The following is an 11,815-nucleotide window of genomic DNA, read 5'->3' as shown; positions in this document are numbered from 1 at the left end:
AGCCGGAACGCCTCAGCGCCCGCCCGCATTCGCACTTGCCACCGACGCACCACATCCGCCGCCCAGCAGCCGCGATTGCCGCAGCCAGGCCCGGTCCGGGTAGTAGGCGAACACGAAGGCGCCTTCACGCAAGGTATCAATCAATTGCTTGGCCACCGCCGGACGCACCGCCGGGCAGCCCAGGCTGCGGCCGAGCCGGCCCTGCGTGCGGATCACCGCCTCGCTGACATAGGGCGCACCATGGATCACGATCGCGCGGTCGCGCGCATGATCGTTGAACCCGGGCTCAAGGCCCTTGAGCCGCAACGAATAGCCGTTGTGGCCGGTATACGACTCCTGCGCGGTGAATGCGCCCAGGCTGGACTGGAAACTGCCGTCGTCATTGGAGAACTTGGCCGCCAGGTTGTTGCCGGTATTGCGCCCGTGCGCCACCCATTCCTGGAACAGCAGCCGCTGCCGCTCCAGATCGAACACCCATAGCCTGCGCTCGGTCGACGGCCGGCTGTAGTCGATGACGCTGAGCACGCGCTCGGTGCCCACCTGCTGGCGCTGCCGCGCGCATTGCAAAGCTTCGGCCGCCAGCGCCAGCACCTGGCGATCCAGCGATGGCGCCTGCCGCGCCAATGCATCGACCAGACCGATACGCGGTGCGCCCAGCGCCGGCAACGGCGAGGCAGACATGACATCGGCCGCGCTGGCCGCTCCAGCCGCTGCCCACCCGCACAACGCGGCGGCAACGGCGATCACTCGATAAGACATGCACCAACCCACATCGGACGCGGCGCCACGCTGGGGCCGCACCCGCTAGAAATAGCCCCATGGGCGGCACTTTCCAACCCCAATACCCTGAACACGTTCGGTCAGGCCGCATCCGCAAGCAGGCGCTGCCGGAACGCGGCATAGTCCGGCGCCAGCGTTTCGGCATGCGCGGGACGCTGCAGCAGCGCGGCCAGCGCCGGCGGCACGCCCACCTCGCGCCCGATCAGGGGCTCGACCACGCCTTCGAACTTGGCCGGATGCGCGGTGGCCGCCACCGCCCAGTCGCCGGTGCCGCCTTCGGCCCCTTCCGCCCGCAGCTGCTCCAGCACATGCACAGCGGTGGCGGTATGCGGGCAATGCACTTCGCCATAGCGGGCAAAGCGCTGCTGCACGGTCTGGCGGATTGTCGCATCGTCCACCGAAAGCGCACGGAAGGCCTCGCGCAACGCGGCATCGTCGCCGTCGTAGAGCCAGCGCAGCCGTTCGAAGTTGCTTGGCGCGCCCACGTCCATCGCATTGGCCAGCGTCGCCACGCTGGGCTGCGGCGCGTAATCGTCGCCGGCAAAATAATCCGGCAACACATGATTGGCATTGGACGCCAGCGCGATACGGCCCAGCGGCACACCGAGCGCGCGCGCCAGGATCGCCGCCAGCCCGTTGCCCAGGTTGCCGGTGGGCACCACCAGATTCAGCGCCGCCCCCGCGCCGGCATGGTGCTGCAGGGCGGCGTGCGCGTAGTAGCTCATCTGCGGCAGCAAGCGGCCCAGGCTGATGCTGTTGGCCGAACTCAGCGGCAGCTGCGCCTGCAGCGCGGCATCGTTCAAGGCCTGCTTGACCATCGCCTGGCAATCGTCGAACGTGCCGGCCACGCGCAAGGCCTGGATGTTGTCGCCGAAGCAGCCCAGCTGATGCGCCTGGCGCGGCGACACGCGCCCATCCGGATACAGCACCACCACGCGCAGGCCCGGCTGGCGATGGAAGGCCGCCGCCACCGCAGCGCCCGTGTCGCCGGAAGTGGCGACCAGGATGGTGAGCGGCCGGCCTTCGGCACGCCGCAGGCGGGTCAGGCAGGCCGCAAGAAAGCGCGCGCCGAAATCCTTGAACGCGGCGGTCGGGCCATGGAACAGCTCCAGCGCGTAGTCGCCGGGCGTGCCCAGGGCCACCAGCGGCGCCGGGAAGTCGAACGCTTCGGCACAGATGGCCGGCAGCTCTGGCGCCAATGCATCGCCGTCGAAGAATGGCTGCAGCAACGTGGCGGCAGTGTCGGCCAGCGTGGCACCTGCCGCCAGCGTGCGTGCCGGTGGCAGGGCCTGCGGCACGTACAGGCCGCCATCGGGTGCCAGGCCGGCGGCAATCGCCTGGCTCAGGCTTGCGGCGGGTGCGCCGCCACGGGTGGAGAGGAAGTTCATGATGACGACTCCAGACAAGGCGAAGACGGGGCGTGGCCCGTGAATGAAAAGACCGGACACCGCGGCATGGCCGCGCTGCGCCGCAGGGGCGCCCGGCAAGGGCGGCGCGGCGCTATGCTGCGCGCACCTTCCAGTGGAGCCGGCAGATGATCAAGGTCAGCGTGATGTACCCGTACCGCGAAGGCGCCCGCTTCGACCATGCCTACTACCGCGACGCGCATATGCCGCTGGTGAGCGCGCGGATGGGCGCGGCCTGCCTGCGCTACACGGTGGACAAGGGCATCAGCGGCGGCGAGCCGGGCAGCCCCCCGGCTTACATCGGCATGTGCCACATTTTCTGCGACTCGGTGGAGGCCTTCAACGCCGGCTTCGGGCCACATGCACAGGAAATCCTGGGCGACATTCCCAACTACACCGATCTTGCGCCGGTGATGCAGATCAGCGAGGTCGTGGTCGGTTGACGCGTGCCTTGCGCGCTGCACGGCGTGCCTGCCGTGCGCGGGCGATCGATCGACAACGACAGGCGCGCGATGGCTCATGCGAGCAACCGCGCGGCCGGGCTGGCGATCGGGGATACCCAGTGCTGGCTGTCCAGGCCAACGCCTGCGAAGGCGGCCTTCACCGCTGCGGCGGCAGCGTTGGCGGCCGCGCGCGATGCGAACCAGGCGAACACGCTGGGGCCGGCGCCGGAGATGCTGGCACCGAGGGCATCATGATCCAGCGCGGCCTGCTTGGCAGCGGCGAAGCCGGCGATCAACGGCGCGCGGCGCGGTTCGATCAGCACGTCGCGCAGGCCCGCACGCACCAAATCGGCATCACCGGCATGGCAACCGGCCAGCACCAGGGCCAGGTTGGTGCTTTGGGCGACGAACTCGCGCAGCTGATAGTCGCCGGCCAGGGCTTCGCGCGCGCGCCGCGTTTCCAGCACCGCGTCCGGATGCACCAGCAGGCTGTGCCACGCCGCCGGCACGTTGATCGGCACCAGACGCTCCAGCGTGCACAACACCAGGCCGCCTAGAAACAGCGGGCCCAGGTTGTCGCCATGGCGGCTGCCGCTGGCCACCGCCTCGCCATCGAGGGCGTGCTGATACAGCTGCTCGTTGCGCAGCGGCGCATCCAGCAGCGCGTTGGCGGCAACCAACGCCGCCACGCAGGACGCTGCCGAACCGCCCATGCCCGAACTCAGCGCGATGCCTTTGTCGATTTCGATCTCGAAACCGAACGGCAGCGCCAGCGCCGCGCGCAACGACATCAAGGCCGCACCCGCGGTGTTGCGCGCGGCATCCAGCGGCAAGGCCACGGTGGTGCCGCGGATGGCGGCGATGCGCACCAGCGGCGCCTCGATGCGCCGCACGGTGACGGTGTCGCCGACGCCATCGATGGGATAGCCGAGCAGATCGAATCCCACCGCCACATTCGCCACCGAGGCCGGTGCGAAGGCGCGTGCCTGGCCCAGCTCGCGCGCAGCAATCGCCACCTGTTGCATCTGCGTGGCCTGGTCTGCAACCGCCTGGTTCACAAGCGTGCCCCTTCGCCCGCCGCCACCCGCAGCAGATCGGCAAACACGCCGGCCGCGGTGACTTCCGGGCCCGCACCGGGCCCCTGCACCACCAACGGATTCTCGCAGTAGCGACGCGTGGTGAACTGCACCACGTTGTCGGTCAGACGCAGGTTGGCGAAGGCGTGATCGGCCTGCAGCTCGACCAGGCCCACGCTGGGCGCGCGATCCGGCGGCAGCTGCGCGACATAGCGCAGCACATTGCCGCGTGCACGTGCATCGGCCAGGCGCTGTGCGAAGGTCGCATCCACCTCATGCAGGCGCGCCATGAAATCGTCCACGCTGGCCTGACGCAGTGCTTCAGGCACCAGGCTCTCGACCTGCACATCCTCCAGGCTGATCTCGCGCCCGGCTTCGCGCGCCAGGATCACCAGCTTGCGCGCGACGTCCACACCGGACAGATCGTCGCGCGGGTCCGGTTCGGTATAGCCCATGCCGCGTGCCTGCGTCACCAGTTCGGCGAACGGCACGCTGCCATCGTATTTGTTGAACAGCCAGGCCAGCGTGCCGGAGAAGATGCCTTCGATCGAGGTCACCGTATCGCCGGTATCGACCAGGTCGCGCAGCGTGGTGATCACCGGCAGGCCGGCGCCCACGGTCGCTTCGTAACGGAAGCGCGCGCCGCTGGCATCGGCCGCCGCACGGATCGCCTGATACCGCTGCAACGGACCGGAGCCGGCCTGCTTGTTCGGCGTCACCACGTGGATGCCGGCAGCCAGCCAGTCCGCATAGCGATCGGCCACGTCCGCGCTACCGCTGCAATCGATGATCACCGTATGCGGCAGGTGCGCGGACAACAGATGCGTGGTGAAACGCTCCAGATCGGTCGCGGTGGCGGCGGAGGCGAAGGCATCGCGCCAGTTGCCGACCAGGCCGCGCTCGTCGAGCAACATGCGGCCGCGCGAGACCACCGCGCGCAGGCGCAGGTCCAGGTTGGCCTTGCCCAGCAACTGCGGTTGCGCGATGCGCAACTGGTCCAGCAACGCCGCTCCCACGTTACCCGGGCCAATCACGCCCACCGAGAACGTCTGCGGCGACAGCCAGAAGCCGGCATGCGCCGCACGCAAGGCCTTGGTCGCGTGTGCCGCGTCGATGGCCACCGAGATGTTGCGCTCCGAGGAGCCCTGCGCAATCGCCAGGATATTGACCTGCGCACGCCCCAGCGATTCGAACAGCCGCGCCGCCACACCGGGCTGCCCGGCCATGCCATCGCCCACCGCCGCCAGCACGCTGATGCCGGTGGTCAGTTGCACGCGCTGCACCTGGCCGACCGTGAGTTCATGCGCAAAGGCCTGCAGCAAGGCATTGCGCGCGCGCTCGGATTCATGCTGCTTGACCACGCAACAGATAGAATGCTCTGAAGAACCCTGCGAGATCATCACCACCGACACCTGCGCCGTGCGCAGCGCCGCAAACACGCGCTCGGCGGTGCCCGGCACGCCGATCAGGCCGGTGCCTTCCAGGTTGAGCACGGCCAGATCCGGGCTCAGCGTCAGCCCCTTGATCGGCCCGCTGACTGCGCTGCTGGCGGTGATGCGCGTACCCGGATGTTCGGGCTGGAAGGTATTGCGGATGATGATCGGCAGGCCGCGCTCGATCGCCGGCGACATGGTCTGCGGATGCACCACCTTGGCGCCGAAATAGGCCAGTTCGCAGGCTTCGTCGTAGCTCAACGTTTCCAGCTGTACCGCTTCGGGCACCACGCGAGGGTCGGCCGACAGCACGCCATCCACATCGGTCCAGATATGCAGCTCATCGGCATCGAACAAGGCCGCGAAGATCGCCCCGGAATAATCGCTGCCGTTTCGCCCCAACGTGGTGATGCGGTCGGCGCGGTCGCGCGCCACAAACCCGGTGACCACCACGCGCGTCTGCGGATGCGCCTGGCGCCAGGTCGCAAGCCGCTGCGCGCTGACCTCCCAATCCACATCCACGCCCAATTCGCCGCGGTTGACCACCAGTACATCGCGCGCATCCAGCACCGCGCAATCCTCGCCAAGCGCACGGAAATGGTCGCCGAGCAACTGCGCCGAATACACCTCGCCCAGGCCTTGCACGCGGTCGAGCACTTCGCGCGGCAACTCGCCGATCACCGCCAGCGCACCGAGGATTTGCGCCAGATGCTCGAAGCGCTCGTCCAGCCATTCCACCGTCGGCCCGGAATGCTCGCCCAGCAGGGCCACCGCCGCGCCACGATGGCGTGCACGCGTTTCATGCCAGCGCTCGCGCCACTCGGGGCGATCTTGCGCCGCCAGTTCGGCCAATTCGATCAACGCATCGGTCACACCTTTCATCGCCGACACCACGGTGACCTGCACCGACTCCTCGCGTGCCAGCAACAACTGCGCCACATGCCGGTAGCGCTCGGCATCGGCCACCGAGGTGCCGCCGAATTTGTGCACGACGGTGCGCGCAGAGGACGCGAGAACAGCAGCGGGTTCGAGTGAAACAGCAAGCGATGACATCGACAGACCTCGTTGGGGAGGCCCCGTCCGCATCAGATGAGGGAGGAAAGCCCCCGCATCCTGATCCGGGTGCGGGGCCGTGGTTTTCGGAAGTTACGCGAAGACGACGGGCCGCACCGGGCGAATGGTGACGGTGGTAATGGTGGTGCTAATGCCGGCCACGCCCGCACCCGGCCGCAGCTGCGGCTGACAGGTAAGCGAAGTGGTGGCGAAAGCATTAGGCATGTGTGCAAAAGACATCACCGGGGTGAAGGCTGTCAAGCACTGCGCATCAAGCCAGCCTTGCGCAACGCAAGACCCACGCAGAAAGCCTTGCAGGACAAACATTTAAGCGATGCAGCCACAAGCGATTGATTGCTATGGAAACTTTTTGTGCGCCGCGCCGAGCGGCGCTTGCGCAACATCCTGTCGCGGAGACCTGGTGCCGGACAACACGGATCCGGCTAGTCCAGCGTGGCGGCCACGCCACCTCTCGCGCCTGACGCAGAGGTGCATCAGACGCTTTTGACCCATGCAGGCCCTAGCCAAGCACCTGCGGATTGAGTTGCCACACCGCATGGTTCAACGCCGCCGCAAAACTCACCCACAGCAGATATGGCACCAACAGCCACGCGGCAGCGCGTTGTCGCCTGGCGAAAGCCGCAATCGTCAGCACCAACGTCAACCAAAGCGCCACGATGTCGACAAATGCCCACGCCCCCATGTGCCAGGCAAAGAACAGCCAGCTCCACAATCCGTTCAACCCCAACTGCAACACGAACAGGCTCAGCGCCCCACGGGCACTGCTCCACCCACCGCGCCGCCAGACCAGCCACACCGACACCGCCATCATCCCGTACAACACAGTCCACACCGGCCCGAACACCCATCCCGGCGGTGCCCAATCCGGCCGCAGCAAGCCGGCGTAGAAGCTCGCCGCCTTGATTGACGCCGCCGCCCCTAGTGCCGCCACCAAATAGCACAGCACCAACCAGCCCAGCAGTCCCAGCAATCGGGATTTACCCGTCATTTTCCTGTCCAATCTCACTACGCCTGCTTTCGCAAAAAAAACTTGCCGTCGTGCCAACCCCTTCACTTCCGCAGCGCTAGCCAATGCCCAATAAATCAGAGCACGTAAATGATACATCGACGGGAGATTCAGCCCGCCGCATTCCCAGTGATCCACCTGATTTGGCGGCCGCCTGAATTTCCAAGCAGTTCCATTGACCTCGATTCAAGCCCGCCAACTCGCGAAACCGATTAACTCAGGATAAAGTCAATCGACGGAGCAGCATTCAATAAAAGCAAGGTTATTATCTATCACGAAATCTGCGCGGGCACTGCAACCAGGGGATATCAGACGCCATGACTGGTTATTCCTGCTGGATGAGCTGGGCTGCACATCATGGTGTCGATCATTGTCCGGTCTGTTTTGATGAGCGTCTCCCGCTTGTCTACGGCTCCATCAGTCGACGGTGGACAGTGGCGCCAGTCGTCGACCCACCAGCCAAGTGCGCTGTGCGTCACAATTTAAGCAAGCTGATCCGATGAAGGTCGCGTCAATTTCTTGACGACGTAGACTTTACATAGGCATACGCAGTATCGCCGGTCGTCATACGCCCGGATCGCTAATGCACTGCCTCCTCCCCCAGCTTTTGCAACCACGTGCGTCGCGGTTGTCCTGACCGCTCAGGCGCATTCACCCCTCTGTTCAGCCTTGCTTTGATTGCCGCATGTGTGCCCCAGGCGCACAGTGGTGAAGTGCGGCCGAACGCGGTGACTGACGCCTCCATCGCCCCCACTCCCATGCGGCAGGCCGAGCAGTTACGCAGCCAGCAGCGGTATGCGGATGCCTTGGCCATTTACGAGCGCGTGTTGCGTGCGAACCCAAGGGATCGTGGCGCCTACACCATGCGCGCGATCACGCTGAGCGACCTCGGCAGTGCGCAGCTTGCGGCAGAGGCCGTATGGCGGCATCCGGACTGGTTCTCGCAGCAGGAGCGCGAGCGCATCGAAAACGACCGCGTCGCCCGCATGATCGGGTGGGCCAGCGCCGAGCCCATCGATGCCGTGCACCGCTACGCGGAGACCGACCAGGCCCTGGTCAACATCGCCCGCATCGAACGCGAATCACCGCCGACGTCGAGGTGGGAAGCCACGCGGCTGCGTGTCGATGGCCTGGCCGCACTCAACCAGCGTCAGCGACATCGCGACGTGGTGGCCAGCTACCAGGCCTTGAAAGCAGAAGGCATCGACGTTCCCGCGTATGTGCTGCCGACGGTCGGCGATTCGCTGATGGGCCTGCGCCGCCCGGCCGAGGCCGAGGCCGTGCTGCGGCAAGCCTTGCAGCACACCCCGGACGACTTCAATACCCAGCTGTTGCTGGGCTACGCATTGCTGGAGCAGGAACGCTTCGATCTGGCGATGCCACTGTTCGAAACGCTCGCGGCCACGCAGGCGCCCTGGCCGCGCCGCAACGGTGCGAACAGCGGCTACGAAAACTGGGATCGCTTCAGCGCAGATATCGCCCTGGCCACCGCGCGCTCGGCCGCCAATGACAATCGCGGCGCAGAAGGCCTGCTGCGCGAGCGCGTGGCCATCGGCCCCGACAACGCGGAACTGCAGGCGGCGCTTGCCTCGATCGAATTCCGTCGCGGGCACCCCAGCAAAGCGCTGCAGCGTAACGCGGTGGCATTGACGCTGGATCCGCATCAAAAACAGGCGCGCAGTGGCGTGGTCGAGGCGCAGCGCGATCTGGATCGCCTGGACCTGGCCGATGCGACATTTGCCCCGCTGCGCAGGGAATATCCGGATGACGCCGGCCTGCAACGGCTTGGCGCTTCGCTGGAACGTCAACGCGGCTGGCAGGTGCATCTGAGCCATGCACGCGGACGCAGCGACAACGACACGTTGACCAACAGCACCTCGCCGCTGGGCAACGACTTCGGTAGTACGTTGCTGGAAGCCGAATCGCCATTTCTCGGCGAAGGCTGGCGTGTGGGTTTGCGTGCACGCGACGACTGGGCCGACTTCCAGGACACGCGTGTGCGCTATCGCAGCTTCTGGCTGGGAACGCACTATCACTACGACCGCCTGGATGTCAGTGCGTACGGCGGACGGGCGCTCGACGACTTCGATCGCGATGGCACCGCCTGGGCACTGGATGCCGGCTGGCGGTTTTCCGATGCCTGGTACGGCAGCGTTGCGTGGCGCACGCGCGATCCGGAAGCCTCATTGCAGGCCCGCCGCTTCGGCATCACCGGCGACAGCATCGGCGCGGCCCTGCGCTGGACACCCAACGACGAAAGCCGTTGGGAACTGCAGGCACGCCAATTGCGTTACAGCGACGGCAATCGGCGCGATCAACTCGATCTTTCGGGCAGCCAACGCCTGTGGGCCAGCCCGCATGTGCTGCTGGATGGCCTGTTCGCCGCTTCGGCCGGACGCGCCGAAGACGAGCGCGCCGTCAATTACTTCAATCCGCGCCGCAGCTCTGCGGTGGCGGCCGGCGTACGCATCGATCAGATCGGCTGGCGTCGCTACGACTACGCGTTCCGGCAGCGGCTGGAGGTCACGGTCGGGCCGACCTATCAGTCCGGCTTCGGTAGCCAGTGGGTGCCCGGCGCGGCCTACCGGCACCTGTGGTCACTGGGCGACGGCAGTGCGCTCAGCTACGGCGTGAGCTGGTCGCGCCCGGTCTACGACGGCCAGCGCGAACAACAACTTGGATTCGACCTGGATTTCCGATGGGGAGGTACGCCTTGATCCGCCTGCCGCTGCTGCTGGTCGCCTTGTTGCTGATGACGTTCGCGTCGTCGGCGCAGGCGGGCCTGCTGGTGCTCAGCTACCACGATGTTCGCGACGATGTCGCCGCCAAGGGCGATCCCGATCGTTATGCGGTGTCCACCAACAACTTCGCCGCGCATCTGGACTGGCTGCGCTCGCATGCCTATCACCCGGTGAGCGTGCAGCAGGTGCTGGATGCACGTGCCGGCAAGCGTGCCCTGCCCTCCAGGCCGGTGTTGCTGACCTTCGACGACGGCTTGCGCAGCGTCTACACGCGTGTGTTCCCGTTATTGCAGGCCTACGGCTATCCCGCGCTGGTCGCACCCGTCACCAGCTGGGTCGAATTGCCCGCCGGCCAGGTGGTGCCCTACGGCCATCGCGATTTCACCCACGAGGATTTCGTCACCTGGGCGCAGCTGCGCGAGATGCAGGACAGCGGCCTGGTCGAAATCGGCTCGCATAGCGACGATCTGCACAAGGGCATCGCGGGCAACCCGTTCGGCAATCAGACCCCGGCGGCGGTCACCCGGCGCTGGGATGCAGGCAAGGGCTACGAGAGCGAAGCGGAGTATCGCCAGCGCATCCAGACCGATCTGCGCCATAGCCGCGACGCGATCGTGGCGCACCTGGGCACACCGCCGCGCGCCATGGTGTGGCCGTATGCCGCCTACAACCGCGCCAGCAACGCCATAGCCGCGCAACTGGGCATGACGCTGAGCTTCGACCTGGAAGGCCGCTCGCACGAAGCCGATATCGGCCAGCAGGGCCGCGACCGCGTGGACGGGCAATCGCTGGCCAGCCTCGGCCGCCTGTTGCTGTTCAACAATCCCGATGTGCGCGACCTGGCCGGCGAACTGCGACGCGATCTGTCGCGCGATGGCCTGCGCGCGATCCAGATCGATCTGGATTACGTCTACGACCCGGACCCGGCGCAGCTGGCACGCAACCTCGACATCCTGGTCCAGCGGGTCAAGGACATCGGCCCCAGCCATGTGTTCCTGCAGGCCTTCGCCGACCCGGACGGCGATGGCGCCGCCGATGCGTTGTATTTCCCCAACCGTCATCTGCCGATGCGTGCGGACCTGTTCGGGCGTGTGGCCTGGCAACTGCGTACCCGTGCCGGCGTGCGTGTGTTCGCCTGGCTGCCGGTGCTGGGCTTCCATCTGCCCGATGCACAGCAGCAGGCCGCGCTGCAGATTCGCGGCAAGGATGCCAAGGATGTGCCGCGCCTGGATCCGGGCAATCCGCGCACGCATCAGCTGGTCGCCGACATCTACGAAGACCTGGCCGCCAACACCTACTTCGAAGGCCTGCTGTTCCATGACGATGCCTATCTGCGCGACGACGAAGTGCCTGCCTACGGCGGTGGCGACCCGACCAGGCGCACGCAGCAGCTGATCGGTTTCACCCAGGAGCTGAAGGCAGCCGCCGAACGCTGGCGGCCCAAGCTGGTGACGGTGCGCAACCTGTTCGCGCAGCCAGTGCTGGAGCCGCACAGCGAAGCCTGGTTTGCGCAGCGCCTGGACGCCTTTGCTTCGGCCTACGACTACACCGCGCTGATGGCGATGCCGTACATGGAACAGGCCAACGATCCGCAGCAGTGGCTGCAGCAGCTGGCACAGCGTGTCGGCCAGCAGCCGCATGGTTTGGAGAACACCATTTTCGAACTGCAGACCGTGGACTGGCGCACCGGCAAGCCATTGCCTGACGGTGTGCTGCTCGCACACAGCAAATTGCTCCTGGCTGCGGGCGTGCGCCATCTGGCGTACTACCCCGACGACTTCATCGGCGGCCACCCGTCTCTTCCCGAAGCGCGCGAGGCCATGTCGGCTCGGCAATTCCCATATATCGAGCGGTAA

General features: G+C 66.5%; 8 protein-coding genes. 3 read left to right on the top strand and 5 right to left on the bottom strand.

Features of this window, described 5'->3' with window-relative positions:
* Window positions 1–12 precede the first annotated feature (12 nt).
* Window positions 13–759, bottom strand: coding sequence for a murein L,D-transpeptidase catalytic domain family protein (locus EO170_RS04015; RefSeq protein ID WP_126942633.1), 747 nt, complete (start codon window positions 757–759; stop codon window positions 13–15).
* Window positions 760–860: 101 nt separating this feature from the next.
* Window positions 861–2,171, bottom strand: a complete 1,311-nt coding sequence (gene thrC / locus EO170_RS04010) for a threonine synthase (protein ID WP_206513978.1) — start codon at window positions 2,169–2,171, stop codon at window positions 861–863.
* 143 nt (window positions 2,172–2,314) lie between these two features.
* On the opposite strand from thrC, the gene EO170_RS04005 reads away from it, so the two are divergent.
* On the top strand, window positions 2,315–2,629 hold the full coding sequence (locus tag EO170_RS04005) for an EthD family reductase (RefSeq protein WP_104585347.1): 315 nt from the start codon (window positions 2,315–2,317) through the stop codon (window positions 2,627–2,629).
* 74 nt (window positions 2,630–2,703) lie between these two features.
* Here the strand turns inward: EO170_RS04005 and EO170_RS04000 are convergent, their stop codons facing one another.
* The 3 genes from EO170_RS04000 to EO170_RS03985 all read right to left on the bottom strand — a co-directional run bounded on the left by EO170_RS04000 (window position 2,704) and on the right by EO170_RS03985 (window position 7,212).
* Window positions 2,704–3,654 (bottom strand): homoserine kinase, encoded by a 951-nt coding sequence (locus tag EO170_RS04000; protein ID WP_126942807.1) that lies wholly within the window; start codon window positions 3,652–3,654, stop codon window positions 2,704–2,706.
* A gap of 29 nt (window positions 3,655–3,683) precedes the next feature.
* Window positions 3,684–6,191 carry a bifunctional aspartate kinase/homoserine dehydrogenase I gene (gene thrA / locus EO170_RS03995; protein WP_126942627.1) on the bottom strand — a complete coding sequence of 836 codons (2,508 nt, stop codon included), beginning with the start codon at window positions 6,189–6,191 and terminating at the stop codon, window positions 3,684–3,686.
* Window positions 6,192–6,711: 520 nt separating this feature from the next.
* A complete protein-coding gene (locus tag EO170_RS03985; RefSeq protein WP_180496960.1) occupies window positions 6,712–7,212 on the bottom strand; it encodes a TspO/MBR family protein in 501 nt (166 codons plus the stop codon).
* A 764-nt stretch (window positions 7,213–7,976) separates the two neighbouring features.
* Here EO170_RS03985 and EO170_RS03980 point away from each other — a divergent pair.
* Together EO170_RS03980 and pgaB are read left to right on the top strand one after the other, a co-directional pair.
* Complete coding sequence (locus tag EO170_RS03980) at window positions 7,977–9,935, top strand: tetratricopeptide repeat protein (RefSeq protein WP_126942804.1); 1,959 nt, start codon at window positions 7,977–7,979, stop codon at window positions 9,933–9,935.
* Window positions 9,917–11,815 carry a poly-beta-1,6-N-acetyl-D-glucosamine N-deacetylase PgaB gene (gene pgaB / locus EO170_RS03975; protein ID WP_115676841.1) on the top strand — a complete coding sequence of 633 codons (1,899 nt, stop codon included), beginning with the start codon at window positions 9,917–9,919 and terminating at the stop codon, window positions 11,813–11,815. The genes EO170_RS03980 and pgaB overlap by 19 nt, the downstream gene beginning before the upstream one ends.

It is taken from the genome of Xanthomonas sp. BRIP62409 (assembly GCF_003992965.1).
Lineage (GTDB): Bacteria > Pseudomonadota > Gammaproteobacteria > Xanthomonadales > Xanthomonadaceae > Xanthomonas > Xanthomonas euroxanthea.
This window is presented reverse-complemented; position numbering and strand designations above follow the sequence as displayed.

What these genes read in the sequence shown, in the direction of transcription:
- EO170_RS04015 (WP_126942633.1), bottom strand. Translation starts at nt 759, where the DNA reads ATGTCTTATCGAGTGATCGCCGTTGCCGCCGCGTTGTGCGGGTGGGCA.
- EO170_RS04005 (WP_104585347.1), top strand. Translation starts at nt 2,315, where the DNA reads ATGATCAAGGTCAGCGTGATGTACCCGTACCGCGAAGGCGCCCGCTTC.
- EO170_RS04000 (WP_126942807.1), bottom strand. Translation starts at nt 3,654, where the DNA reads ATGCAACAGGTGGCGATTGCTGCGCGCGAGCTGGGCCAGGCACGCGCC.
- thrA (WP_126942627.1), bottom strand. Translation starts at nt 6,191, where the DNA reads ATGTCATCGCTTGCTGTTTCACTCGAACCCGCTGCTGTTCTCGCGTCC.
- EO170_RS03980 (WP_126942804.1), top strand. Translation starts at nt 7,977, where the DNA reads ATGCGGCAGGCCGAGCAGTTACGCAGCCAGCAGCGGTATGCGGATGCC.
- pgaB (WP_115676841.1), top strand. Translation starts at nt 9,917, where the DNA reads ATGGGGAGGTACGCCTTGATCCGCCTGCCGCTGCTGCTGGTCGCCTTG.